This window comes from Streptomyces sp. CRCS-T-1, from assembly GCF_024442335.1.
In the GTDB taxonomy this organism is placed as follows: Bacteria; Actinomycetota; Actinomycetes; order Streptomycetales; family Streptomycetaceae; genus Streptomyces; species Streptomyces koelreuteriae.
The window spans coordinates 1,159,363-1,184,565 of the sequence record NZ_CP101651.1 but is presented as its reverse complement, the minus strand read 5'-3'; the positions used below and the strand labels follow the sequence as shown (position 1 = coordinate 1,184,565).

At 70.9% G+C, this 25,203-nt stretch carries 17 protein-coding genes; 5 read left to right on the top strand and 12 right to left on the bottom strand.

The features are described 5' to 3' along the window. Window positions 1–13: 13 nt before the first annotated feature. Entirely contained in the window at window positions 14–1,924 is a 1,911-nt protein-coding gene (locus tag NNW99_RS05240; RefSeq protein ID WP_285439931.1) for a rhamnogalacturonan lyase, read from the top strand. Between the two features lie 63 nt (window positions 1,925–1,987). Here the strand turns inward: NNW99_RS05240 and NNW99_RS05235 are convergent, their stop codons facing one another. The 3 genes from NNW99_RS05235 to NNW99_RS05225 form a co-directional block, all read right to left on the bottom strand. Further along, window positions 1,988–2,617: a hypothetical protein gene (locus NNW99_RS05235; RefSeq protein WP_251057708.1), complete on the bottom strand. Its 630-nt coding sequence runs from the start codon at window positions 2,615–2,617 to the stop codon at window positions 1,988–1,990. A gap of 150 nt (window positions 2,618–2,767) precedes the next feature. Beyond that, window positions 2,768–5,422 (bottom strand): cellulose binding domain-containing protein, encoded by a 2,655-nt coding sequence (locus NNW99_RS05230; RefSeq protein WP_215117520.1) that lies wholly within the window; start codon window positions 5,420–5,422, stop codon window positions 2,768–2,770. A 210-nt stretch (window positions 5,423–5,632) separates the two neighbouring features. After that, window positions 5,633–8,551 carry a glycoside hydrolase family 48 protein gene (locus NNW99_RS05225; protein ID WP_215117519.1) on the bottom strand — a complete coding sequence of 973 codons (2,919 nt, stop codon included), beginning with the start codon at window positions 8,549–8,551 and terminating at the stop codon, window positions 5,633–5,635. Between the two features lie 415 nt (window positions 8,552–8,966). Here NNW99_RS05225 and NNW99_RS05220 point away from each other — a divergent pair, with 415 nt between their 5' ends. Further along, the gene (locus NNW99_RS05220; RefSeq protein WP_215117518.1) at window positions 8,967–10,688 is read left to right on the top strand and encodes a glycoside hydrolase family 6 protein; all 1,722 of its coding nucleotides are present in this window, start codon (window positions 8,967–8,969) and stop codon (window positions 10,686–10,688) included. A gap of 150 nt (window positions 10,689–10,838) precedes the next feature. Then, the gene (locus NNW99_RS05215; RefSeq protein ID WP_215117517.1) at window positions 10,839–11,732 is read left to right on the top strand and encodes a trans-aconitate 2-methyltransferase; all 894 of its coding nucleotides are present in this window, start codon (window positions 10,839–10,841) and stop codon (window positions 11,730–11,732) included. Between the two features lie 81 nt (window positions 11,733–11,813). Here the strand turns inward: NNW99_RS05215 and NNW99_RS05210 are convergent, their stop codons facing one another. The 3 genes from NNW99_RS05210 to NNW99_RS05200 all read right to left on the bottom strand — a co-directional run bounded on the left by NNW99_RS05210 (window position 11,814) and on the right by NNW99_RS05200 (window position 15,715). Then, window positions 11,814–12,605, bottom strand: a complete 792-nt coding sequence (locus NNW99_RS05210) for an aldo/keto reductase (RefSeq protein ID WP_215124155.1) — start codon at window positions 12,603–12,605, stop codon at window positions 11,814–11,816. A 160-nt stretch (window positions 12,606–12,765) separates the two neighbouring features. Then, window positions 12,766–14,592 carry a long-chain fatty acid--CoA ligase gene (locus NNW99_RS05205; RefSeq protein ID WP_215117516.1) on the bottom strand — a complete coding sequence of 609 codons (1,827 nt, stop codon included), beginning with the start codon at window positions 14,590–14,592 and terminating at the stop codon, window positions 12,766–12,768. Between the two features lie 244 nt (window positions 14,593–14,836). Beyond that, window positions 14,837–15,715: a LysR substrate-binding domain-containing protein gene (locus tag NNW99_RS05200; protein ID WP_215117515.1), complete on the bottom strand. Its 879-nt coding sequence runs from the start codon at window positions 15,713–15,715 to the stop codon at window positions 14,837–14,839. A gap of 171 nt (window positions 15,716–15,886) precedes the next feature. Between NNW99_RS05200 and NNW99_RS05195 the strand changes: the two genes are divergently transcribed. Next, window positions 15,887–16,900 (top strand): bile acid:sodium symporter family protein, encoded by a 1,014-nt coding sequence (locus NNW99_RS05195; protein WP_215124154.1) that lies wholly within the window; start codon window positions 15,887–15,889, stop codon window positions 16,898–16,900. Here NNW99_RS05195 and NNW99_RS05190 read toward each other — a convergent pair. From NNW99_RS05190 to NNW99_RS05180, 3 genes are all read right to left on the bottom strand, one after another. After that, window positions 16,836–18,071, bottom strand: coding sequence for a DUF4185 domain-containing protein (locus NNW99_RS05190; protein WP_215117514.1), 1,236 nt, complete (start codon window positions 18,069–18,071; stop codon window positions 16,836–16,838). The genes NNW99_RS05195 and NNW99_RS05190 overlap by 65 nt on opposite strands. An 11-nt stretch (window positions 18,072–18,082) precedes the next feature. Then, on the bottom strand, window positions 18,083–19,954 hold the full coding sequence (locus tag NNW99_RS05185; protein ID WP_215117513.1) for a sialidase family protein: 1,872 nt from the start codon (window positions 19,952–19,954) through the stop codon (window positions 18,083–18,085). A 154-nt stretch (window positions 19,955–20,108) separates the two neighbouring features. Continuing rightward, a complete protein-coding gene (locus NNW99_RS05180; protein WP_215117512.1) occupies window positions 20,109–21,026 on the bottom strand; it encodes a zinc-binding dehydrogenase in 918 nt (305 codons plus the stop codon). Window positions 21,027–21,129: 103 nt separating this feature from the next. Here NNW99_RS05180 and NNW99_RS05175 point away from each other — a divergent pair, with 103 nt between their 5' ends. After that, window positions 21,130–21,567, top strand: coding sequence for a MarR family winged helix-turn-helix transcriptional regulator (locus tag NNW99_RS05175; protein WP_215117511.1), 438 nt, complete (start codon window positions 21,130–21,132; stop codon window positions 21,565–21,567). A 93-nt stretch (window positions 21,568–21,660) separates the two neighbouring features. On the opposite strand, the gene fdhD is transcribed toward NNW99_RS05175, so the two are convergent. The 3 genes from fdhD to NNW99_RS05160 are packed head-to-tail and all read right to left on the bottom strand — an operon-like array spanning window position 21,661 to window position 25,197. After that, a complete protein-coding gene (fdhD, locus tag NNW99_RS05170; RefSeq protein WP_215117510.1) occupies window positions 21,661–22,509 on the bottom strand; it encodes a formate dehydrogenase accessory sulfurtransferase FdhD in 849 nt (282 codons plus the stop codon). 7 nt (window positions 22,510–22,516) lie between these two features. Beyond that, window positions 22,517–23,377: a 2Fe-2S iron-sulfur cluster-binding protein gene (locus tag NNW99_RS05165; protein ID WP_215117509.1), complete on the bottom strand. Its 861-nt coding sequence runs from the start codon at window positions 23,375–23,377 to the stop codon at window positions 22,517–22,519. Beyond that, window positions 23,374–25,197, bottom strand: coding sequence for an NAD(P)H-dependent oxidoreductase subunit E (locus NNW99_RS05160; RefSeq protein ID WP_215117508.1), 1,824 nt, complete (start codon window positions 25,195–25,197; stop codon window positions 23,374–23,376). The genes NNW99_RS05165 and NNW99_RS05160 overlap by 4 nt, the downstream gene beginning before the upstream one ends. Window positions 25,198–25,203 lie beyond the last annotated feature (6 nt).

Below are 25,203 nucleotides of genomic sequence, written 5' to 3'. Positions count from 1 at the left end.
GGAGGTCCGTCACGTGAAGCACCCCCACACGCACCGCAGACGCCGTGTGCTCCTCCCGGTGGCCGTGGCCACGGCGGCACTCGCCGGCGCCGGCCTGACCACCTTCGCCACCGGCGACAGCTCCCCCACGCTCGAACTGACTCGCGCGGGAGGGGCCCCCATGGCCGCCACCGCCCGCCAGGTCGAGAAGCTCGACCGGGGCGTGGTCAGCGTCCACACCGGCAGCGGCAACCTGGTGAGCTGGCGCTGGCTCGGCACGGACCCTGACAACGTCTCCTTCAACGTCTACCGGGCCGGTACGAAGGTCAACTCCACGCCGGTCACCGGCTCCACGAACTACTTCCACTCCGGCGCCCCCGCCCAGGCCGACTACACCGTCCGCGCGGTGGTGAACGGCACGGAGCAGGGCGACTCGGTGCACGCGGTCCAGTTCCGAACCGGCTACAAGGACATCCCGATCTCCCCGCCCTCCGGTGGCACGACCCCCGACGGGGTGGCGTACACCTACGACGCCAACGACGCCTCCCTCGGCGACCTCGACGGCGACGGCGCCCTGGACCTCGTCCTGAAGTGGCAGCCCACCAATGCCAAGGACAACTCCCAGTCCGGCTACACGGGCAACACCGTCGTCGACGGCATCAAGCTCGACGGCACCCGGCTGTGGCGCATCGACCTGGGCCGCAACATCCGCTCCGGCGCGCACTACACGCAGTTCCAGGTGTACGACTACGACGGCGACGGCAGGGCCGAGGTCGCCATGAAGACCGCCGACGGCACCCGGGACGGCACGGGCACGGTCATCGGCAGTTCCTCGGCCGACCACCGCAACTCCAGCGGCTATGTGCTGGCCGGGCCCGAGTTCCTGACCATGTTCAACGGGCAGACGGGCAAGGCGATGCAGAGCGTCGACTACGTCCCGGCCCGTGGCACCGTCTCCTCCTGGGGCGACTCCTACGGCAACCGCGTCGACCGCTTCCTCGCGGGCACGGCGTACCTGGACGGCTCACGCCCCTCCCTGATCATGGCGCGCGGCTACTACACCCGCACGGTGATCGCCGCCTGGGACTGGCGGAACGGCTCCTTCACCCGCCGCTGGACCTTCGACACCAACTCCTCCACCAACAGCGGCAAGGGCTACGACGGCCAGGGCAACCACAGCCTGTCCGTCGCGGACGTCGACGCGGACGGCAAGGACGAGATCGTCTACGGCGCGATGACCGTCGACGACAACGGAGGCGGGCTCTGGACCACCAAGCTGGGCCACGGCGACGCCGGCCACGTCGGTGACCTCGATCCCTCCCGCGCGGGCCTGGAGTACTTCAAGGTCTCCGAGAGCACGAGCCAGCCCGGCTCCTGGATGGCCGACGCCCGCACGGGCGCGATCCTCTGGAAGACCGCCTCCGGCGCCGACAACGGCCGGGGAGTCTCCGGCGACATCTACGCGGGCAGCGCGGGAGCCGAGTCCTGGTCCGCCTCCGACACCACCCTGCGCTCGGCGACCGGTGCCTCCCTCGGGCGGGAACCCTCCAGCGTCAACTTCCTGTCCTGGTGGGACGGCGACCCGGTCCGTGAACTCCTCGACGGCACCCGCATCGACAAGTACGGCACGTCCGGCGACACCCGCCTCCTGACCGGCTCCGGCGTCTCCTCCAACAACGGCACCAAGTCCACCCCCGTTCTGTCCGGCGACCTCCTCGGCGACTGGCGTGAGGAGGTCATCTGGCGCACCAGCGACAACACGGCCCTGCGCGTCTACTCGACCCCGCACGAGACGAACACGAGGATCACGACCCTGCTCCACGACACCCAGTACCGCACGGCCCTGGCCTGGCAGAACACCGCGTACAACCAGCCCCCGCACCCGAGTTACTTCCTGGGCAACGCCATGCCGACGGCTCCGAGGCCGACGGTCTACACCCCGTGAGACTCCGGTGGGTGCGCGCCATGGGGGAGCACGCACCCACCGGTCCCGACAGCGGGGCGCGGTCTAACTGAAGCCGCCGCTGAAGTCGCTGTTGAGCTGGGCGGAACAGATGTTGTAGCCGCCCTGGGCCCGGCCGGACTTGGTCTCGCCGTCGATGGTGACGGAGCACTGGATGTCGCCGCCGCCCATGAGCTGCGCGGTCACCTGGTAGTAGAGGGCGTCGTCCTTGACGCTCAAGGTCTTCTCCATGGGCAGGCCTTTGCCCTGGAGGTTGGTGCCGTCGTTGCCGTAGGTGATGTCGACCCCGGACGGGGCCGAGCCCCACACCTTGAACACCGCCTTGCCCTCGGGGGCGGCCTCGGCGTCGTCCGCGGTGTCCACCTCGGGCTTCGCCTTCACCTTGGCTTTGGCCGTGGCGGTCTTGGTGACGGTCACCGTGGGCGCCGGTTCGGCCTCGCCGTCCGCCTGCGCCTTCTCGGTGACGGTGACAGTGGGTCGCGGCTCAGCCGAGGTCTTCTCGCTGCCGCCGCTGTTCCCGGCGGATCCGATCCCCATGCCGATCAGGAGGATGACGGCAGCGACGGGTATCAGGACGCGCTTGCGGGTCCAGGACGGCCGGGGAGGCGGCGGGGAGGGCGGCGGCCCGAAGCCGGGCGGCAGAGGCGGCGGAGGCGGAGGCTGGGTGTACGACATGGACCCCCCTGAGGTATTTCGTGGGGGGTGAGCGTAACGGGAGGTGTGAAGAATATGTGAGAGGTGGGCGGTTAAGGTGATCAGTTCGTGATCGGCCCTGGCGGGGAGAGGGCGCGTGCCGTCTCCGGTACGCGCCCTCCGACAAGTCGGTCAGGCGACCGTGCAGCTCTGGTCCCCGACCTTGAACGCCGTCGGTTTCGCGTTCGTCCCCGACCAGCTTCCCGTGAACCCGAAGCTCACCGACGAGCCGGCCGCCACGTTCGCGTTCCAGCCGACGTTCTTCGCGGTCACCGTGGAACCCGACTGCGCGGCCTCGGCGTTCCAGGCCTGGGTCAGCTTCTGCCCGTCGGGGAAGGGCCAGCTCAGCGACCAGCCGTTCCATGGGCCGGTCCCGGTGTTGGTGAGCTGGACGTCCGCCTGGAAGCCGCCCGACCACTGGTTGGTGACCTTGTACGTCACCTTGCAGGCGCCCGTCGGGGTCGGATCGGGGCCGGGCCCCGGGTCCGTGGTGCCGCCGTCGGAGCTGTCGCCGTAGATGACGCCACGGCCGTTCGTCGAGACGTACACACGGCCGTAGACCCTCGGATCGCCGGTGATGGCCGCGCCCGTCCAGCCCCACTGGTGGGCGTCGTCGTTGACGCGCGTCCAGCTCACGCCCTTGTCCGTGGAGCGGAAGATGCCGCGTACGCCGCCGATCTTCGCGCTCGTGTAGAGGGTCTGGTAGGTCGCGCCGGGTGCCGCCTTGCCGAAGCCGATCGTGTCGGCCTGCTCGACGTTCGAGAGCTTGGTGAAGCTCGCCCCGCCGTCCGTGGAGTGCCACAGGCCGTACGCCCCGTCGCTCGCGCCGCCCGCCAGCCACACATCGCCCTTTCCGCCGGGCAGGGCCTTGAAGCGGACGCTGTCGCCGCTCGGCAGTCCGCCGGCCGGGGACTCCTTGAACGTCGCCCCGCCGTCCGTACTGACGTAGAACTTCCCCGACTTGAAGCCGTAGAAGGTCTTCGGGTCGACCCGGTCCGACTCGACGACGGCCCCGGCCGGGATCCCGCCGGAGGCCTGCCAGGACGTGCCGAAGCCCGTCGCGTGGTGCACGCCGGCGCCCTGCGGACTCCACACGAACCGGCTGCCGTCGGCCGCCGCCGCGACCGTGCCGCCGCCGCTCACCCCCGAAGGGTCGGTGCCCGCGAACCAGTTGGCGCCGTTGTCCGTCGAGAACGCGATGTGCGGGCCCGAGTCGAGGTTGCCGACCCGGACGACCGTGTTCGGGTTCGACTCGGCGAAGTCCAGGCTCGTGGTCGTCGTGAAGTTCGGCTGGGTGAACATCATCGACGGCACCTTGGTCAGGTCCGTGTGACGGAAGCCGCCGACATCGCCGAGCGCGCTCAGCAGCGGGGCACCGGACGGGGGAGAGGCGAGGTCGTTGACCGCCGTCTCCTCCAGGCCCCGCACCATCGGCTTGACCGTGAACTTCCCGCCGCTGTCCCAGTTCGTGAGGTTCTCGGTGCCGTAGATCGTCGCGCCCGTCCCGTACATCAGGCGGGCGGAGTCGAACGGGTCGATCTCCATCGACTCCGTCATCCAGCCCAGCTTCGGGGTCTGTTCGGGAGGCGCCGGGTTCGCGCCCCATGTCAGCCACGGCGAGGACGAGACGTCCATCGTGTAGCGGTTCTCACGGTTGGGGTACGACGTGTAGTCCCACGCCTTGGTCCAGGTCGCCCCGCTGTCCGTGGAACGGAAGATCTGCGTGTCCGGCCACCAGGCGCTGTACGCCGTGGCCATCACCGTGCCCGGCTTCTGCCGGTCCACCGTCAGCCCGCTGAAGCCGTAGAACGTGTCGGCCTCCGCCACCGGGCTGATGTTCGTCCAGGTCCCGGTCCCGGTCGCGTACCGCCACAGCCGGCCCTTGCCGCCGTCGTACGGGCCGCCCTTGTCGCTGTAGGCGACATACAGGTAGCCGTTCTTCGCGTCCAGGACGCCCTTGTGCGCCAGCTGGCCCGTCGGCTGTCCGGCCAGCCGCTGCCAGGTCGCGCCCGCGTCCGTCGAGCGGTACACCGCGTTCTCCGCGTCGGCGACCCCGACGTAGAGCGTCTTCGTGGCGTTGCCCGAGGTGCCCGTCGACTCGTCGAAGCTGACCCAGACGATGCCCTGGTTGTCGGAGGCGTAGCCGGACGTGTCGCTCGGATCCTGCACGTAGTTCCCGACGTTCGGGAAGTTCGTCACCTGCGACCACGTCACGCCCGAGTCCGTCGACCGCCACAGCCCCTTGCCGCTGGGCGCGCCCAGGTACAGCACGCTGTTGCGGTTCGGGTCGACCGCCAGCCGCTCGCCCATGCCCCGCCCCGGCATGTTGCCGCCCAGCTTGAACGGCAGATTCGCCTTCTGCCAGCTCGCGCCCCGGTCGGAGGACCGCATGACGGCGCCGTTCTTCGGGTCCCAGCTGTTGGTGTACGTCCCGACCGCCGCGTAGACCTTGTTCGGGTCGACGGAGTCGGACGCGACGCTCACCACACCCGTGTGCCCCCAGTCGTCCCACCCGACCGAGTCCAGCAGCGGCGTCCAGCTCTTCGACGCCTCCTGCCAGCGGTACACGCCGCCGATGTCGGTACGGGCGTAGGCGAGGTTCTTCTCGCTCCGGTTGAAGACGATCCCGGGAACGAACCCGCCCCCGTCGATCCGGGCGTTCTTCCAGGTGTAGGTATCGGCGGCGAGCTTCGTCGAGTCCGGATCAGCAGCCAGGGCGGAGGGCGCACCCGACAGCAGCCCGGCGGCCAGCGCGAGCACGGCGGTGAGGATACGGGTTCTTCGCACGGTGGGGGTCCTTCCGTGAGGGGGACGTGCGAGGGCCGGGCGGCTCCCGTGCGGGTGGAGCCGCCCGACCGAGGTGGCCCCGCGTCAGGTGCAGGGCCACGTACGCAGAGCTTCGGACGCTGTTCTTGGGGGCGCGGGGAACTGCGCGACCAGCCACAGCCGGGCCCGCAGCCGAAGAACCCGCTCCACCCGCGGAGCGCCCGGCGGGGGCTATTCGAGAAGCTCCGCGTACGAGCCCATGGCAAGCGCGATATCCGCCTGAGCCCAGAACCGGTGATACGTGAACGACGGAACCGCACCGCCCGCCAGATAGCTCTCGATCTTCGACCAGGCCGGGTCGTCCTCGTAGAAGGACCGGATCGAGTCGAACGTCGACGACGAGTTGATCGCGTCACCGTTCGGCATCGTGCCCGTCCAGCCGCTCGGGACGTACACCGGATCGTCGAACCGGTTGTAGTCGGCCCGGTTCTCCGGAACGGCGATCCCGAGCGCGTCCTGGTGGTTGTCCCACATCCCGTCCAGCAGCTTCTTCGCCGCCGCACCGGCCTCCGTGTCACCGGAGCGGTCCGCGTAGTACGTCAAGGTCTTGGCGTACGAGGCCGCCACACCGACATCGTTCGTGTAGTCGGCGACGGTGACGCGCAGCCCGCTGTTGGAGCCGGGGCTGGAGGCGTTCCACGTGTCGGGCTGGCCCGACCACTGCAGCGTCGACGGGATCCGGAACGTGCCGTCCGGGTTGAACGTGGTCTTGGACAGCGCCCAGTCGACCCACTTGTCGAGGACCGTCTTGGCCTGCGCGTTGCCCGTCTGCTGGTACAGCTCGGCGACCCGCTCCATGGACCACGCCTGGAAGCCGAACCACTGGTTGGACGGCGGGTCGTGGTACACGGGCTTCTCGTCGTAGTACATGCCGTAGAACGTCGACTTCCCGGCGGGCGGGGTCGCGTACCGGCCCGCCCAGCTGTTGGTCGCGCCGCCGGCGATCGCACCCTCGCTCGACTGCAGCCAGCGGTAGAACTCCAGCTGCCGTTCCATGGACTTCGACCAGTCGGCCGCGCCCGTCGCCGACTTGGGCTTCAGCGGGGCGTAGTTGCCGAGCGCGTAGGCCGCGAGGGGGTTCTGGTAGCCGCCGTGGGCGTGGCTGGAGCCGATGCGCCAGGCCCAGCCGGCCGCGGTGTCGGTGGCGCCGCCCCAGGCGTAGTACCAGGACATCAGGTAGTGCGAGGCGTCCTTGCCGGTGCCCGCCGGGCAGGCCGCGGGGCCGACGCAGTTGCCGATCTTCTTGAAGTACTTGTCGAACATGGAGTAGCGCAGGTAGTCGCCCATCTTGGCGGCCTTGCCGACCGTCGCGGAGACGTCCCCGCCCTTGCCCTGCTCCTTCGCCCACAGATCCGCCCAGTAGGCGGCCTGCACGGCCCGGGCGTCGGCGTCGGGCGCGTTGGTGAACTTCCACTGCTTGGCGTAGGAGGCGTCACCGGTGAACAGATCCAGATAGCCGTTCTTTCCGCCGTACTTGAAGGCGTCGCAGGTCGGCTGCGGCACCGTCTCCCACACCGACTCCTGCGCGCCGCGCTGGAAGGTGTTGATGTACGACGGGCCGGTGTCCGACGGGCCCGCCTCGCACTTGCCGGGCGAGTTGCCGTAGCCGTAGACGTTGTCCACGTCCTGCAGCCAGTGCATGCCGTAGACGTCGTCCGTGCCGTACGCGCTCTTCAGCTCGGCCGCGATCGGGTCCCGGCCGACCGAGGCGCCGGTGTCGAGCCCCGCCGGGTACTCGTTCGGGGTGTCCAGCTCGGGCGCGTAGGTCGCCGGCTTGGACGCGTTGTAGAAGGAGTTGGTCGGCTGGTCGGCGCGGGTGGGGATCATGTACTTCTCCATGAGGTCCCACGCGCCGTTGAACTTGGCCCAGTCGCCGGTCACCTTGCCGTACATGGCCTGGAGCCACAGGAGGTAGCTGTACGCCTCCGAGGTGGTCTCGTGGCCGTGGTCCGGCGCCTCGACGATCAGCGTCTCGACCGAGTGGTAGGGGATGCCCTCGGGGGAGAAGTAGCCGTTCGCCGGGTTGGTGATCTTCCCGTAGAGCTCCAGGAAGCGGGCGTCGTAGACCTTCGCCGCCGCCAGCTGGGTCACGGTGACCGAGGCCTTGGCGTGACCCGTCGCCGTCGACTCGAAGACGGCCGACCCGGTGCCGGAGTTGGCCGCGGTGACGGTCACCTTCTGTGCCGTGTTCCAGTTCTGCGGGGTGAAGGTGAGCGAGGCGCCACCCGTGACCGACAGGCCCGAGTTGCCGCTCGCGCGGGCCGACGCCACCGTCACGTTGGACGTCGGCTGCTTGGACAGCTTCACGTCGTAGGTGCCCGACTTGCCCGACTGGACGCCCAGTTGGAGCGGCGAGGCCACGACGGTGGGACCGGAGGAGACCGTGATGCCGACCGGGGTGGAGTTCGCGGAGGCGCCCATGCTGTCGTACGCCTTCGCCACCAGGGAGTGACTGCCCACGGTCAAGTCGGAAACGGAGAGCGCGTACGGCGCACTCGTGTCCGTGCCCAGCAGCGTGGTGTCGTCGTAGAACTCCACCTTGCTGATCGTGGCGTTGTCCGCGGCCGCGGCCGTGGCCGCCAGCGGGACCGCCTGGCCCTGCGTGTAGACGGCACCGGCGGACGGGCTGGTCAGCACGGCGATCGGCGGCTGGTGCGCGCCGGTGCAGGCCGTGCCGTTGACCGAGAAGGATGTCGGCGCGGCGTTGGAGCCGCTGTAGGTGAACTGGGCGCCGGTGGAGACGGCGGCGCCCGCGGCGACCCGCGCGTTGTGGGAGGCGTTCTTGACGGTGACGTTCTGGCCGGACTGCGACCAGGTGCCGTTCCAGCCGTTCCCCAGCCTCTGGTTGCCGGAGTAGGCGTAGGTCAGCGTCCAGCCGTCGATGGCGTCCGTGCCGCGGTTGGTGAGGGTCAGATCCGCGGTGAAGCCGGAGCCCCAGTCGTTCGTCTTGTAATCGACACTGCACTGAAGTGCGGCCGCCTGCGCGGGAGTCGACCCTGAGGAGAGCATCGTCAACGGAAGCGCGAGAGCTGCGACGGCGGCGATCCACACGCGCCGCACCGCTCCGCGTCTCCGGGGTGGGGGATGCATGGTGCTGGTTCCTCCTTGCGGCTCGGAGAAGTCAAGGCTTGAACCAGTGGGAGCGCTCCCATAGTGAGGACGGGTGTGGTATCGGTCAAGGGGTTGAAGAGTCGAAAAGATTCGACGCCGTGTGTTGAGCGAAAGTCAGCGACTCCCCTGTTCTTTGCTGACACTTGGCGCTACCTTCCTTGACACCAGTGGGAGCGGTTCCATCAGTCGACGCGTCCGTCACGGCGTGCCCGGCCTGCAAGGAGTCGCTCATGCGTCACCTCTCGCGTTCAGTACTTTGAGCCGCCCCAGCGCGGTCGTCCCCTGCTGCGCGAGCGCCATGCCGGGTTCCTCGGTTCCTCAGTTCCCTCATGTCCCTGTCGGAGCGCGCCCTGAACGGCTGACACCCCCACCAGCGAAAGGGAAACCCGCACTCATGAGCCGTACGAGAACAGCGTTACTGGCCGCCATGGCCCTGGTCGCCGGCGCGACCGGCACGGCGTTCGCGGTCGACCCGGACGGCGCCGGCATCGCCGCCGTCCCCTGCACCGTCGACTACAAGATCCAGAACCAGTGGAGCACCGGCTTCACCGCCGCCGTGACCATCACCAACAACAGCGCCGCCAAGTCCTCGTGGTCGGTGAAGTGGTCCTACGCCGGCAACCAGCAGGTCACCAGCGGCTGGAACGCCAAGCTGAGCCAGAGCGGTGCCGCCGTCACCGCGGCCAACGAGAGCTACAACGCCCAGCTCGCGACCGGCGCCTCGGTCAGCTTCGGTTTCCAGGGCAGCTACAGCGGCAGCAACGCGATCCCGGGCACCTTCACCCTCGACGGCGTCACCTGCAACGTCGACGACGGCGGCACCCCGGGGCCGACCGACCCACCGGGCCCCGGCGGCCCGTCCAACCGGGTCGACAACCCCTATTCCGGCGCCAAGGTGTACGTGAACCCGGAGTGGTCCGCGAAGGCCGCCGCCGAGCCGGGCGGCAGCCGGATCTCCAGCCAGCCGACGGGTGTCTGGCTGGACCGGATCGCGGCGATCAACGGCGCCAATGGCGGCATGGGCCTGCGCGCCCACCTCGACGAGGCGCTGCGCCAGAAGGGCTCCGGCGAACTCGTCGTCCAGCTCGTCATCTACAACCTGCCCGGCCGTGACTGCGCCGCCCTCGCCTCCAACGGCGAACTCGGCCCGACGGAGATCGACAAGTACAAGACGCAGTACATCGACCCGATCAAGGCGATCCTCGCCGACTCGAAGTACGCCTCGCTGCGGATCGTCACCACCGTCGAGATCGACTCGCTGCCGAACCTCGTCACCAACACCGGCAGCCGTCCGACGGCCACCCCGCAGTGCGATGTGATGAAGGCCAACGGCAACTACGTCAAGGGCGTCGGCTACGCGCTCAACAAGCTCGGCGACGTGCCGAACGTCTACAACTACGTCGACGCCGGGCACCACGGCTGGATCGGCTGGGACGACAACTTCGGTGCCTCCGCGACCCTGTTCAAGGAGGCGGCGACCGCCGAGGGCGCGACCGTCGGCGACGTCCACGGCTTCATCACCAACACGGCGAACTACAGCGCCCTGAAGGAGAACAACTTCACCATCAACGACAACGTGGCCGGCAAGTCCGTCCGCGAGTCGAAGTGGGTCGACTGGAACCGCTACGTCGACGAGCAGTCCTTCGCCCAGGGCTTCCGCAACCAGCTGGTCTCGGCGGGCTTCCCGTCCTCGATCGGCATGCTGATCGACACCTCCCGCAACGGCTGGGGCGGCTCGGCCCGGCCCAGTGGCCCGGGTGCGCAGACCTCCGTCGACACCTACGTCAACGGCGGCCGCTACGACCGCCGCATCCACGTCGGCAACTGGTGCAACCAGTCCGGAGCCGGCCTCGGCGAGCGGCCCCAGGCCAGTCCGGCCGCGGGGATCGACGCCTATGTGTGGATGAAGCCGCCGGGCGAGTCCGACGGGGCGAGCAAGGAGATCGCCAACGACGAGGGCAAGGGCTTCGACCGGATGTGCGACCCGACCTACACGGGCAACCCGCGCAACGGCAACAACCTGTCCGGTTCCCTGCCGGACGCGCCGCTGTCAGGGCACTGGTTCTCCGCCCAGTTCCGGCAGCTGATGCAGAACGCGTACCCGCCGCTGTCCTGAGCGGCTGACAGCCCGTCCCCACGGGTCCGCCGGGGCTTCGGCCCCGGCGGATCGGTGTGCCCCGGCTTTTTTGCGGGAGCGGCAACAGTGGTGGCCTTCTCCCGGTGCGTCGGCGCAGTCTGGCGGCATCCGAGGGAGAGGCTGACCGCCATGGCGCACGACCACGACCACGACCGTCACGAGCACGACCGTCACGACCACACGCACCTCGACTGGGCCGCGATGGCTCCCAGGCTGGAGTCCCAGGCCGAGCTGTTCGCTTCCCTGTACGAGCGGGCCATGGGCTGGCTGGCGCACGAGGTGACCGAGCCGGGCCTGATCGTCGACGCGGGCAGCGGGCCGGGTGTCGTGTCGTGTCTGTTCGCCGAGACGTTCCCGGGCGCGCGGATCGTCGCGGTGGACGGCTCCGAGCCGCTGCTGGAGCGGGCGCGGGCACGGGCCGAGCGGCTGGGCGTCGCCGACCGCTTCTCCACGATCGCCGGTGAACTCCCCGAGGTGCTCGGGGAGCTGGACTACCCGGCCGACCTGCTCTGGGCGAGCCGCAGCCTGCACCACCTCGGTGACCAGCGGGCCGCGCTCGCCGCGTTCGCGGCCCGGCTGGCGCCCGGCGGCACGCTGGCGCTCATGGAGGGCGGCCTGCCCGCCCGGTATCTGCCGCGCGACATCGGCATCGGCCGGCCCGGACTCCAGGCGCGGCTCGACGCGCTGGAGGCGGAGTGGTTCACGCGGATGCGCACGGAGCTGCCAGGCTATGTCGCGGAGACGGAGGACTGGCCGGCGCTGCTGGCGTCGGCGGGGCTGAAGCCCGCCAGGACGCACACCTTCCTGCTGGACCTGCCCGCACCCGCCTCGGAGCGGGCCCGTGAGTATGTCGTCGGGTCCCTGTCGCATCTGCGCGAGCGGATCCCGGAGGGCTTCGACGCGGACGACCTCGCCACCCTCGACCGGCTCCTCGACCCGGACGACGAGGCGAGTCTGCACCGGCGGGCGGATGTGTTCGTGCTGGAGGCACACACGGTGCACACGGCGGTCCGGGCGGTCTGAGCAGGGCCGTACCGCCCCGAGGAACACGACTGCCCGCAGCCGAGTGACCGGCTGCGGGCAGTCGCAGGGCCGGGCGGAGGCTCAGGCTCCGTCGAACGTCGCCGGGTCCGGGCCGATGCGGCGGTCCTCGTTGAGGGCGCTGATGGCCGCCAGGTCCTCGGTGTCCAGCTCGAAGTCGAAGACCTCGATGTTCTCCTTGATCCGCGAGGGCGTCACGGACTTCGGGATCACCACGTTGCCCAGCTGGAGGTGCCAGCGGAGCACGACCTGGGCCGGCGTGCGGTTGTGCTTGCGGGCGATGGCCACGACCGCCGGAACCTCCAGCAGGCCCTTGCCCTGGCCGAGCGGCGACCAGGCCTCGGTGGCGATGCCCTGCGCCGCGTGGTACTCACGGGAGGCGCTCTGCTGCAGGTGCGGGTGCAGCTCGATCTGGTTCACCGCCGGGACGACCGACGTCTCGCCGAGCAGCCGCTCCAGGTGCTCGGGCAGGAAGTTGGAGACACCGATGGCCCGGATCCGGCCGTCGGCGTGCAGCTTCTCGAACGCCTTGTAGGTGTCGACGTAGGTGTCCTTGGCCGGCAGCGGCCAGTGGATCAGGTACAGGTCGACATAGTCCAGGCCGAGCTTCTCCAGCGAGGTGTCGAAGGCGCGCAGCGTGGAGTCGTACCCCTGGTCGGCGTTCCAGAGCTTGGTGGTGACGAAGAGCTCCTCGCGGGGGAGACCGGCGGCGGCGACGGCCTTGCCGGTGCCCTCCTCGTTGCCGTAGATCGCCGCTGTGTCGATGCTGCGGTACCCGGCCTCCAGCGCCGTGGCGACGGCCGACTCGGCCTCGTCGTCCGGCACCTGCCAGACGCCGAACCCCAGCTGGGGCATCTGGATGCCGTTGTTCAGGGTGATCTGGGGGACCTTGCTCACGAGCTCTCGATCCTTAGGTTTGTGGGCGGGTGTACTCCCATCGTCAACGATCACGAGCCGTGATGCATTCCTGACGGGAGAATTCCGACGGGTGGCACACCATCCGTTAACAGGCAGTTCATGCCCGGTAGAGTGCCTCGACCTCGTTCTCGTACGCCTTTTCGATCGCCTTGCGCTTCAGCTTCAGGGACGGGGTCAGCAGCCCGTGCTCCTCGGTGAACGGCTGCGCCAGGATGCGGAAGGTGCGGATCGACTCGGCCTGCGAGACCAGGGTGTTGGCCGCGACCACCGCGCGCCGCACCTCCGTCTCCAGGTCCGCGTCCCGCACCAGCTCCGCGGCGGACAGCTGCGGTTTGTTCCGCATCGCCAGCCAGTGCTCCACGGCCTCCGGGTCGAGGGTCACGAGGGCGGCGATGTACGGGCGGTCGTTGCCGACGACGATGCACTGGTTGACCAGTGGATGGTCACGGACGCGTTCCTCCAGCACACCGGGGGAAACGCTCTTGCCACCCGATGTGACCAGGATCTCCTTCTTGCGGCCGGTGATGGTGAGGTAGCCGTCCTCGTCGAGCGAGCCCAGGTCGCCGGTGGCCAGCCAGCCGTCGTGCAGGGTCTCGTCCGTGGCCTTGGGATTGTTGAGGTAGCCCTGGAAGACGTTCTGGCCGTGCAGCCAGATCTCGCCGTCGTCCGCGAGGTGCACGGTCATGCCCGGGATGGGCTGGCCGACCGTGCCGAAACGGGTGCGTCCGGGCGGGTTGGCTGTCGCGGCGGCCGTCGACTCGGTCAGGCCGTAGCCCTCGTAGATGTGCACGCCCGCCCCGGCCCAGAACAGACCGAGCCGCCGGTCCATCGCCGAGCCGCCCGACATGGCGTGCCGGATCCGGCCGCCCATCGCGGCACGGATCTTGGAGTAGACGAGCTTGTCGAAGAGCTGGTGCTGCATGCGCAGCCCCGCAGAGGGGCCCGGCCCGATGCCCCAGGCCTTGGCCTCGACGGCGTCCGCGTACTTGATGGCGATGTCCACGGCCTTCTCGAACGGGCCGGAGCGGCCCTCCTTCTCGGCCTTGCGGCGGGAGGCGTTGAACACCTTCTCGAAGATGTACGGCACCGCCAGGAAGAACGTCGGCTTGAACGCGGCCAGATCGGGCAGCAGAGCCGCCGCGTTGAGCTGGGGCTGATGGCCGAATTTCACCCCGCCGCGAATCGCCGCGACCTGGACCATCCGCCCGAAGACGTGCGCGAGCGGCAGGAACAGCAGGGTGGCGGCCTCGTCGCCCCGCTTGGAGTGGAACACCGGCTCCCAGCGCTCGATGACGGTGTCCGCCTCGTACGCGAAGTTGCCGTGCGTGATGACACAGCCCTTGGGGCGCCCGGTGGTACCCGAGGTGTAGATGATCGTGGCGACCGAGTCGGGCGTGACGGCCTGCCGGTGGCGGTGCACCACCTCGTCGTCGAGGTGCGCCCCGGCGTCGTACAGCTCGTGCACGGCACCGGAGTCGAGCTGCCACAGGCGCCGAAGCTGCGGCAGCCGGTCGATGACGGTGGCGATCGTCATCGCGTGGTCCTCGTGCTCCACGATCGCGGCCGTCACCTCGGCGTCGTACAGCATCCAGAAGCACTGCTCGGCCGAGGACGTCGGGTAGATCGGCACGACCTGGGCGCCGATCGTCCACAGCGCGTAGTCGAAGAGCGTCCACTCGTAGCGTGTGCGGGACATGATCGCGACCCGGTCGCCGAACCGGATGCCGCTCGCCAGCAGGCCCTTGGCCAGGGCGAGCACCTCGTCACGGAACTCGGCGGCGGTGACATCCCGCCAGTGCCCCGCGTCGTCCTTGCGGCCCAGGGCGATGTACAGCGGGTCTTCCTGGGCATGCTGGAAGACCACGTCGGCCAGACCGCCCACCGGAGGTGCCAACGCCAACGGAGGGTTGGTGAACTCGCGCAAACCCCGCTCCCCGCTCCTCAGCGCTTCTGTTGAGTGACGCTCCGCACAGCGCCGTGAAAGCTACCCCACCCGGCCAGGGGTGCGGGAGGGGCGCGAAGCCGAGCGATGCTCTGGTTGGCGCTGGTCAACGCGGGAAAATGCGCTCAGACAGGGAAGGGTCGGACAGATAACTGACGGTTGAGTAAGTTTCGGTGCCGTAATCTCCACCGAATCTGTACGACGCTGCCACGGCCCGGCACGCACCTCACAGGCCCTTCGGCGCACTGCGGTGCAGCCGGTCCCCGCCCGCCAGGATCGCCGCGGCCAGCGCGTCCGCGGCGCCCTGCGCGGAGGGCCGGCGCCGGCCGTGGACCACCACGAAGTCGACCTGCCCCAGCTCCGGCAGGCCCGCCCGGTCCGGGACCCGGACCAGGCCCGGCGGGATGAGGCCGCGGGAGTGGGCCATCACGCCGAGGCCCGCGCGGGCCGCCGCGACGAGGCCGTTGAGGCTGCCGCTGGTGCACACCACACGCCATTCGCGGCCCTGCCGCTCCAGCGCCTCCAGGGCGAGCGCGCGGGTGATGCCCGGCGGCGGGTAGACGATCAGCGGCACAGGGCGGTCCGGGTCGAGGCGGAGCCGGTCCGCGCCGATCCACACCAGCCTGTCGTGCCGGACCAGCTCGCCGCGCGGGTCCTCGGGACGCCGCTTGGCCAGCACGAGGTCCAGCTTCCCGGCGGCGAGCTGCTCGTGCAGCGTGCCCGACAACTCGACCGTGAGCTCCAGATCGACCTCCGGGTGCTCGTGCCGGAAGCCCTCCAGGATCTCGGGCAGCCGGGTCAGCACGAAGTCCTCGGAGGCGCCGAAGCGCAGCCGGCCGCGCAGCCGGGTGCCCGTGAAGAACGCCGTCGCCTGCTCGTGCACCTCCAGGATCCGGCGCGCGAAACCGAGCATGGCCTCGCCGTCCTCCGTCAGCTCCACCGAGTGGGTGTCCCGGCTGAACAGCGTCCGCCCCGTGGCGTCCTCCAGCCGCCGCACATGCTGGCTGACCGTCGACTGCCGCAGCCCGAGCCGCCGCGCGGCCTGCGTGAAGCTCAGCGTCTGCGCCACCGACAGGAAGGTGCGCAGATGGGAGGGGTCGTACATGCCCTCAGGTTAGCGCGCCCATCGCGGAACGCGATGACAGTCAGTGCGGTATACGGGATTCCCGATCGCCGAGCCGGGGAGCAGGATGGGAGGGGGCCTCCCCGGCCCCAGTACCGCCTGTACGTACCGAGCAAGTGGAGCACCGTGAAACGCCTGCGCCGGCCGCGCCGGATGCCGATCGACCCGTTCATCCTTCTCCTGCTGGCGACGGTGGGCGTCGCCGCGCTGTTCCCGGCTCGCGGGTCGGTCGCCGATGTGGCGTCCGGAGCCTCCACGGCGGCGATCGCCCTGCTGTTCTTCCTCTACGGCGCCCGGCTCTCCACACGTGAGGCGCTGGACGGCATGCGGCACTGGCGGCTCCACCTCACGGTCCTGGCCGCCACCTTCGTCGCCTTCCCGCTGCTCGGCCTCGCGGCCCGCGGGCTGGTGCCGGTGATCCTGACGGACCCGCTCTACCAGGGGCTGCTCTTCCTCACGCTCGTCCCGTCGACCGTCCAGTCGTCGATCGCCTTCACCTCGATGGCCCGCGGCAACGTGCCCGCCGCGATCTGCGCGGGCTCCTTCTCCTCCCTCATCGGCATCATCGCCACCCCGCTGCTCGCGGCCTCGCTGCTCGGCGGCAGCGGCGGCGGGTTCTCCGCGGACTCGCTGCTGAAGATCGTGCTGCAACTGCTCGTGCCGTTCCTCGCCGGACAGGTGCTGCGCCGCTGGATCGGCGGTTTCGTGACCCGGCACAAGAAGGTCCTCGGGCTCGTGGACCGCGGCTCGATCCTGCTCGTCGTCTACACCGCGTTCAGCCAGGGCATGGTGCAGGGCATCTGGCACCAGGTCAGCCCCGCCCGGCTGGGCGCGCTGCTCGGTGTCGAGGCCGTGCTCCTCGCCGTGATGCTGCTGCTGACCTGGTACGGCGGCAAGGGGCTGGGTTTCAGCCGGGAGGACCGGATCACCCTGCAGTTCGCCGGCTCGAAGAAGTCCCTGGCCTCCGGACTGCCCATGGCGAGCGTCCTGTTCGGCGCGCACGCCTCGCTGGCCGTGCTGCCGCTGATGCTCTTCCACCAGATGCAGCTGATGGTGTGCGCGGTGATCGCCAAGCGCCGCTCGCACGACCCGGGCGCCGAGGTCACCGCGCCGGAGCCAGCCGCAGAGACACGAACCGCGGTCGGTACAGGGACACGTTCCGGCTGAGCTGGGCCGCCGCGCCGGTCGTCTCCAGCCAGTTGACGTCGTAGCTCAGGACGAGCCGCCCGTCGCCGCTCAGCACCGGATGGACCTGCGGGTTGTAGGCGGCCACCTGGCCCTGCGGCAGCGACGGGCTGAACTCCTTCGCCGGCCCGTGCCACGGCCCGGCCGGGGAACACGCCCAGTACGAGGCCACGGTGGTCAGGCCCTTCGTGCCGGTGGCCATCGTGAACAGCACGTAGGTGCCGCCGTCCCGGACGACCGAGAACGCGCTGCCGACGCCCTTGCGCTGCCCGTCCCCGAGCACCGGCCGGGGGCGGGCGGCGGCCGTCCACGCCGAGCCGTTCCAGTACCGCCAGGCCGCCGGATCCCCGAGCCCGCCCTCCCGTACGCGCGCGAGATACGCGTGCGAGGCCGGGCGGGAGGCGGCCTGGCCGTCGTCGCCGCCGAAGACGTACGTCCAGCCGTCCTCCTCGACCAGTGTGGTGCCGAACAGCACCCGCCGGGACGGGTCGGGGACCAACTGCTGGTCGAGCACCTTGACGATCGACTCCAGGCGCAGAGCGGGCAGGGACAGCGTGGCGACCTCGGTCGCGGTGGGCACGCCGAAGATCCACGGGGCCTGCCCCGCCGTGCGCACCCACAGCAGCACCCGGACGACCTGCTCGGAGGAGCCGGGGGAGCGGGGTTCGACGCGGGCGGCGACCGGCCAGCGCCACTGGTTCGGCGCCGGGTCGGCGAACAGCGGGGCGGGCAGGGTGGTTTCGAGCCTGCCGTCGCGCATCAGCACGGCCGAGTTGCGCACCAGCGGTTCGGCCGTGTCCCGCCAGGCGTGGGACTCGCCGGCCGGGTTGGGCGGGCCGTACACCCGGCCCAGGAAGGTGTCCGAGAACAGCCACAGCACCCGGCCGTCGGGCAGCCGCAGCGAGTGGGTGCCGTCGCCGCCGGTCCAGTCGTCGGAGCGGCTCGCGTCGTCGCCGTAGCGGGCGAACTCGGCGGTGAGGGCGTCGTCCGCCTGCCAGGAGTCCACCGTCCGGGCCCGGCAGGCGTCGTCGTCCCGGCTCTCGTCGTCGGGCAGGGCGATGATCAGGGCGGCACCGAGAACCAGGGCCAGCAGCAGGCCGATCCCGGTTCCGGTGCGCTGTCGTGCTCGTGCTGCTCTTGAGTCGTCGGGCACGCTCCGTGACGTTAGTTGCTGCCGTTCACCTGGTCCATGGGCAGCCACAGGACGGTGCCCCTGGCGGCCGCCTTCGCGGCGCCGGACGCCAACTCCTCGTCGGACAGCGCCCGGTTCCAGACGCGGACGTCGTCGATCGCCCCGCCGAGGAACGCCCTGCTGTCCATCCGCTGGCCGATGTGCACGCCGAACGGGGAGTTGCGGCTGACGGAGCCCGGCACGTCCGCGGTGGTGAGCGGCGTACCGTCGAGGAAGAGCGTCAGCTTCCCGTCGCCCCGGCGCAGGGCCAGATGGTGCCAGCGTCCGTCGTTGTGGGCGCCGTCGGTCCACACCGAGGCCGATCTGACGGTGGTCGCGCCCGACCGGGTGGTGATGAGCCCCCGGACCCGGTCGCTCGCCGGCTCCCCGCGCAGCCAGATCTGCGGTTGGGTGCTGCCGATGCCGCCCATCCACAGGAAGGGCTGTTCGCCGGTCGTGGCCGTGTAGCGGAAGAACAGCGAGGCCGTGAAGTCCCCTTCGCCGAGCGGGAGCCGGGACCGGTACGGCAGCCGTACGGCGTCGTCGGTGCCGTCGAAGGACAGGGCGCCGCCGCGTACGCCGGTGGTGCGCGCGGCACCGCCGAGCACGGCCGCGGGCGTCGTGGCCGACGCGGCGTCTCGGGTGGTCGGGTCGGGGCCCCGGCGGGGCTTGAGCCAGTCCTCGGTGAAGCGGGCGAAGCGGATCTCGTCGCGGGCGTCGACCGCGCCGCCCTCGTACAGCAGGCCCACCGTCGTGCCGTCGACGGCCGCCATGTCGGAGTAGCCGGACCAGTCGGTGGTGACGACCGTGCCCCGGTCCACGGTGTCCCAGGTGCGCCCGCCGTCCCAGGACGAGCGGACCATCATCGTCCGGCGGCGGTCGGGGTCGGCCGGAGCGGACAGCAGCAGCCGGTCGCCGAGGCGTTCGGTCGCGCCCTGGACCTGCGGGGTGTAGAGGTCCGGGAGGTCGCGGAAGGGCGTGGCGAAGCTGTCGCCGCCGTCCCGGCTGAGGGTCTGGGAGCGGTGGCCCAGGTCGGTGCCGTCCTGTTCCCGGCCGCTGACGAGGACGGCGCCGTCGGTGCGTTCGGTGAGGGTCACCTCGGACGGCTTCTGCCGGAACGTGCCGTCCTGCGCTATGGGCCAGGAGTCCGTGGCGCCGATCCGCCAGTGGTCGCCGCCGTCGTCGCTGACGATGAGAGCGGCGTGGTTCGCGGTGACCCGGCTGCCGTCCCAGGTCTCGGTGTTGACGCCGAACACCAGCCGCCCGGCGTGCTTGCCGCGGGTGAGCTGGATGCCGTGCACGGGGCCCGTGGCGTACCAGGAGTTCCAGTGCGCGGGCAGGATCTGGTCGCTCAGGTCGCGCGGCTTCGACCAGGTCCGGCCGTCGTCGTCGCTGTACTGCAGATGCGGGGTGCGGTCGCAGGGGACGGTGCAGTTCCCGGCGTCCGTACGGCCGGTGTTGTACGTCTCGGCCAGCAGGATCCGGCCGGTCCCGCGGTCCACGAGGGGCGCCGGATTGCCGTGTGTGTCGCCGGCGCCCTCGGTGACGACCTGGAGCGGACCCCAGGTGCGGCCGCCGTCGGTGGAGCGCTTGAGGACGATGTCGATGTCGGCCGCGTCACCGCAGTTGAGGACGCGCCCCTCGGCGAAGGCGAGCAGTGTGCCGGACGTGGTCCGCACGATCGCCGGGATGCGGAAGCAGGCGTAGCCGGGGTCCTGGGAGGCCTTGAAGAGGACCTGCTGCTCGAACTCCGGTAAGGCCGTGGCCGGCCGGGCCTCGGCGGGGAGGGCCGGCGCGAGCAGTGCCGCGGCGGCGAGAACGGCTGTCAGGGTGGATCTCAGACGTGCGCGAAGACTTGACGGCATGGTGCGACCTGCCCTTCATGCGTCTGTCGGCTGGACCACCGAGCCATGGGAACGGACATCCGGGCGGCTGATACGGACAACCGGACATCCCACGTCCCATGTGTGGGGCCACAGACGGTACTTGGACTCACAGACCCCCCACAAGAAGCGTGCGTCAGGGGATCAGGACGACCTTTCCGCGGTTGGCCCGGGCCTCGATCTCCCCGTGCGCCTTCGCCGCGTCCGCCAGGGCGAACTCCCCGTGGACGACGGGCTGGATCTCTCCCGCCGCGAACAGCCGCCACAGCTCCTCGCGCCACCGCTCGTACAACTCCGGCTTCCCCCGGGCGATTCGGGCCATCTGGAACCCGATCACCGACTTGGCGCCCACGAGCAGGTCGTACGCCCGGACGGTGCCGCCGCCCGAGCTGTACGCCACCAGCCGTCCCTCCGGGGCGAGCGAGCAGAGGACCCGGGGGAGCAGCTCACCGCCGACCGCGTCCAGGGCGTAGTCGACGGGCGCGCCCCAGCTGTCGTCGCCGTAGCCGACGACGTGGTCCGCGCCCAGGCCCCGGACGAAGGCGGCCTTCGCCGGGTCGGAGACGGCCCCCACGACCCGGCCCGCGCCCCGCGTCCTGGCCAGCTGCACGGCCAGATGCCCGACGCCGCTCGCCGCCCCGGTGATCAGGACCGCCTCGCCGGGCTCGGGCCGGGCCGCCGCCAGGGCGCCGAGGGCGACCAGGCCGCCGCGGACCAGGGCGACCGCGTCGACGGCGCGGGCACCGGCCGGGACCGGGGAGGCCATGGCCTCGTGCAGCAGGGCGAAGTCGGCGTAGCCGTGGCCGAAGCAGAGCCCCGTCACACGGTCGCCGGTGCCGAAGCGGGTGACGCCCTCGCCGACGGCCGTGACCTCCCCGGCGATCTCGCCGCCGAGCGGGCCCGGCTCGGCCGCCTCGGTGACCTTGCGTACGACCGGGAGCGTGACGCCGATGGCCTCCGCGCGCACGAGCAGCTCTCCTGGACCGGGCCGGGGGACCGGAGCCTCCTCCACGAACAGGGGGCCGCCTCGGGATTCGTAGCGGACGCGGCGCATCGCACCTCCGGGATCGTTGGTCACCCCAATGAAGTCGTTGGGGAGCCCAACGGTATAGGACGATCATAGGAAGACCCAACGATTTCTTGGCTAGGCTGCGGCCATGTCGGAAGCCCCTCTGCCCGCGATCCGCTCCCTGCCCAGCTGGCTGCTCGGCCGCGCCGCCGCCCGCGGCCGGACCCTGGTGGCCGAGGCGCTGGCCGAGAAGGACATGAGGATGTGGCACCACGTGGTGCTGTCCGCCGTCCGTGACCTCGGCCCCGTCGCCCAGGCCGACCTCGGCCGCGGGATCCGGCTCGACCCCAAGGACCTGGTCGGCATCCTCGACGACCTCCAGGCGGCGGACCTGGTGCTGCGCGAGCCGGACCCCAGGGACCGCCGCAAGAACGCCGTGTCCCTCACCGCACGGGGAGCCCGGCTGCTCAAGCGCTGCGAGAAGGCGGCCCGCGCCGCCAACGACGAACTGCTCGCCCCGCTGTCGGCGGCCGAACGCGAGCGGTTCACCGACATGCTCCGACGGATATCCGGCACGGACGGCTGAAGCGGCCGGCCCGGGTTCGAGACGGGGCCCCTGCGGCGCAGGGGGCGCTCCCCGCCGGTCGGGGCCCCGCCGCCGTGTCGCGGAGGAACCTGTTCAGCCCTGGGCGGCCGCCGCCCGCAGAGCGATCCGGTCCTCACCCGCGTACACGTTCATGGAGCCGCCCCGCAGGAAGCCCACCAGCGTCAGACCGGTCTCGGCGGCCAGGTCCACCGCGAGCGACGACGGCGCCGACACCGCCGCCAGCACCGGCATCCCGGCCATCACGGCCTTCTGCGCCAGCTCGAAGGAGGCCCGGCCGGAGACGAGCAGGATCGTCCGCGACAGCGGCAGGTCCCCGTTCCGCAGGGCGCGGCCGACCAGCTTGTCGACCGCGTTGTGCCGGCCCACGTCCTCGCGGACGTCCAGCAGCTCCCCGTCCTCGGAGAAGAGGGCCGCCGCGTGCAGGCCCCCGGTCCGGTCGAAGACCCGCTGGGCCGCGCGCAGCCGGTCGGGCAGGCCCGCGAGCAGCTCCGGGGTGACCCGGACCGGGGGAGTGTCGGCGATGGGCCACCGCGCCGTGGTGCGCACCGCGTCCAGCGACGCCTTGCCGCACAGGCCGCAGGACGACGTGGTGTAGACGTTCCGCTCCAGCGTGATGTCGGGGATCACCACGTGCGGGGCCGTCTTCACATCGACGATGTTGTACGTGTTCGAGCCGTCGACCGTCGCCCCGGCGCAGTACACGATGTTCTGCAGGTCCCGCTGCTCCGCCAGCACCCCCTCGCTCACCAGGAAGCCCGCCGCCAGCGCGAAGTCGTCGCCCGGGGTGCGCATGGTGATCGCCAGGGGTTTGCCGTTGAGCCGGATCTCCAGGGGTTCCTCCGCGACGAGCGTGTCCGGGCGGCTGGAGACCACCCCGTCCCGGATGCGGAGCACCTTGCGTCGTTCCGTGACTCGTCCCATGTCCTGATCAGTCCCGGTTCTGTACGTGCTGGTAGCCGAAGCGGCCCTTGATGCAGAGATTGCCGTGGGTCACCGGGTTGTCGTGCGGCGAGGTGACCTTCACGATCTCATTGTCCTGCACATGGAGCGTCAGGTTGCAGCCCACTCCGCAGTACGCGCACACCGTCGTCGTCTCCGTCTGGCGCGACTCCTCCCACGTACCCGCCGCGCGCATGTCGAACTCGGACTTGAAGGACAGTGCGCCCGTCGGGCACACCTCGATGCAGTTCCCGCAGTACACGCACGCCGAGTCGGTCAGCGGCGCGTCGTGCTCCACGGCGATCCGGGCGTCGAAACCGCGCCCGGCGACCGAGATCGCGAAGGTGTTCTGCCACTGGTCGCCGCAGGCGTCCACGCACTTGTAGCAGAGGATGCACTTGTCGTAGTCGCGCACATACAGGTCGTTGTCGACCTTCGGTTCCTCGTTGAGCCGGGCCGCGTCCGGGCCGAAGCGGTCCGGCTTCGCCTCGTACTCCTTGAGCCACGCGGCGACCTTCGGGGTCGTCGACAGGTCCACGGAGGAGGCGAGCAGTTCCAGGACGATCTTCCGGCTGTGCCGGGCCCGTTCGGTGTCCGTGCGCACCTCCATGCCGGCCTCGGCCTTGCGGGAGCAGGCCGGGACGAGGGTCCTGGCCCCCTCCACCTCGACGACGCAGACACGGCAGGCGTTCTTGGGCCGGAGCGTGTCGCCCTCGCAGAGGGTCGGGACGTCCTTCCCGGCGGCCCGGCAGGCGTCGAGGATCGTCGAGCCCTCGGGCGCCCGCACCGGCTCCCCGTCGAGCGTGAACTCCAGCAGCCGGCGCGGGATCCCCAGCGGTGTGACGGTCATTCGTACGCCCCCAGACGGTCGATGGCGGATTCCACGGCGTTCCACGCGGTCTGTCCGAGACCGCAGATCGAGGCGTCCCGCATCGCGCGGCCGACCTCGCGCAGCAGGGTGATGTCCCCGGCGGCGTCGGCGCCGGCGCGCTCCACGATCCGGTGCAGCGCCTCCTCCTGCCGCACGGTCCCGACCCGGCACGGCACGCACTGCCCGCACGACTCGTCACGGAAGAACTCCGCGATGCGCAGCAGCAGCCGGGGCAGGGGCACGCTGTCGTCGAAGGCCATCACGACCCCCGAGCCGAGCGTCGTGCCCGCCTCCCGCGTCCCCTCGAACGTGAGAGGGATGTCCAGCTCGTCGGCCCGTACGAAACCGCCCGCCGCGCCGCCGAGCAGCACCGCCCGCAGCCCCTCGGACGCCCCGGCGAGTGTGAGCAGTTCGCCCAGCGTCGCGCCGAACGGCAGCTCGTAGACACCGGGCCGCTCCACGCTCCCGGACACGCAGAAGAGCTTCGGACCGGTGGACCTCTGCGTACCGATCGCCGCGTACGCCGGGGCGCCCATCGTCAGGATCGGCAGGACGTTGACCAGCGTCTCGACGTTGTTCTCCACCGTCGGCTTGCCGAACAGGCCCTTCTCCACCGGGAACGGCGGCTTCGAGCGGGGCTCGCCCCGGTAGCCCTCGATGGAGTTGAACAGGGCCGTCTCCTCACCGCAGATGTAGGCGCCCGCACCGCGCCGGATCTCGATGTCGAAGGCGTACCCCTGGCCGAGGACGTCGTCGCCGAGCAGTCCACGCGCGCGTGCCTGCGCGATCGCGTGCTCCAGCCGGCGCAGGGCGCGTGGGTACTCGCCGCGCAGATAGAGGTAGCCCCGGTGGGCGCCGGTCGCGTACGCGGCGATCGTCATCGCCTCGACCAGCGCGTACGGGTCACCCTCCATGAGCACACGGTCCTTGAAGGTGCCCGGCTCCGACTCGTCGGCGTTGCAGACGAGATAGTGCGGACGGTCCGGCTGGGACGCCGTGGCCTGCCACTTGCGGCCGGTCGGGAAGGCGGCGCCGCCCCGCCCGACCAGACCCGAGTCGGTGACCTCGCGGATCACCCCGGCCGGGCCCAGCTCGAAGGCCCGGCGCAGGGCGGTGTAGCCGCCGTGGGCGCGGTAGTCGTCGAGGGAGGCCGGGTCGACCACGCCGACGCGCTGGAGCAGCATCAGACCGTCCTGCCCGGCCTGGGGCACCGCCAGCGCCGCGGGCGGCTCCTCCGGCGCCGAGTCGGGAGCGCTCGCGGCGAGGACGGCCCGCTCGACGGTCGCCGGCGCCGACACCGCCGTACGCACGGGATCCCCGGCCTTGACCGCGAGCACCGCCGGGGCCCGTTCGCACAGGCCCAGACAGGGGCTGCGCTCCACCGTGACACCGCTGCCGAGGCCCAGCCGGGCCTCGATCCCGGCGCACAGCTCCGGCGCCCCGGCCGCCGCGCACGCCAGGTCCGTGCACACCTGGAGCACGGTCGCCGGACGGGGCTTGACCGAGAACATGGCGTAGAAGGTGGCGACCCCGTACGCCTCCGCCGGAGGCACCGTCAGCCGCCGGCAGAGGTAGTCGAGGGCGCCGTCGCTGATCCAGCCGATCCGGTCGTTGATCGCGTGCAGCCCCGGCAGCAGCAGGTCGCGGCGGTCCCGGGCCTCACGCCCGCCCCGGGCCCACCTGAGATCGGCATCGGAGCGGTCGGCGCCCTCCCAGGAGGACTCCGGAGGCCCGAGCAGGGCGTCGACGGCCGCCCGTTCCTCGTCCGTCGGCTTGCTGTCACCGAAGTGCAGGTCCACAGTGCG

What these genes read in the sequence shown, in the direction of transcription:
- NNW99_RS05235 (WP_251057708.1), bottom strand. Translation starts at nt 2,617, where the DNA reads ATGTCGTACACCCAGCCTCCGCCTCCGCCGCCTCTGCCGCCCGGCTTC.
- NNW99_RS05225 (WP_215117519.1), bottom strand. Translation starts at nt 8,551, where the DNA reads ATGCATCCCCCACCCCGGAGACGCGGAGCGGTGCGGCGCGTGTGGATC.
- NNW99_RS05220 (WP_215117518.1), top strand. Translation starts at nt 8,967, where the DNA reads ATGAGCCGTACGAGAACAGCGTTACTGGCCGCCATGGCCCTGGTCGCC.
- NNW99_RS05215 (WP_215117517.1), top strand. Translation starts at nt 10,839, where the DNA reads ATGGCGCACGACCACGACCACGACCGTCACGAGCACGACCGTCACGAC.
- NNW99_RS05210 (WP_215124155.1), bottom strand. Translation starts at nt 12,605, where the DNA reads ATGCCCCAGCTGGGGTTCGGCGTCTGGCAGGTGCCGGACGACGAGGCC.
- NNW99_RS05200 (WP_215117515.1), bottom strand. Translation starts at nt 15,715, where the DNA reads ATGTACGACCCCTCCCATCTGCGCACCTTCCTGTCGGTGGCGCAGACG.
- NNW99_RS05195 (WP_215124154.1), top strand. Translation starts at nt 15,887, where the DNA reads ATGCCGATCGACCCGTTCATCCTTCTCCTGCTGGCGACGGTGGGCGTC.
- NNW99_RS05185 (WP_215117513.1), bottom strand. Translation starts at nt 19,954, where the DNA reads ATGCCGTCAAGTCTTCGCGCACGTCTGAGATCCACCCTGACAGCCGTT.
- NNW99_RS05180 (WP_215117512.1), bottom strand. Translation starts at nt 21,026, where the DNA reads ATGCGCCGCGTCCGCTACGAATCCCGAGGCGGCCCCCTGTTCGTGGAG.
- NNW99_RS05175 (WP_215117511.1), top strand. Translation starts at nt 21,130, where the DNA reads ATGTCGGAAGCCCCTCTGCCCGCGATCCGCTCCCTGCCCAGCTGGCTG.
- fdhD (WP_215117510.1), bottom strand. Translation starts at nt 22,509, where the DNA reads ATGGGACGAGTCACGGAACGACGCAAGGTGCTCCGCATCCGGGACGGG.
- NNW99_RS05165 (WP_215117509.1), bottom strand. Translation starts at nt 23,377, where the DNA reads ATGACCGTCACACCGCTGGGGATCCCGCGCCGGCTGCTGGAGTTCACG.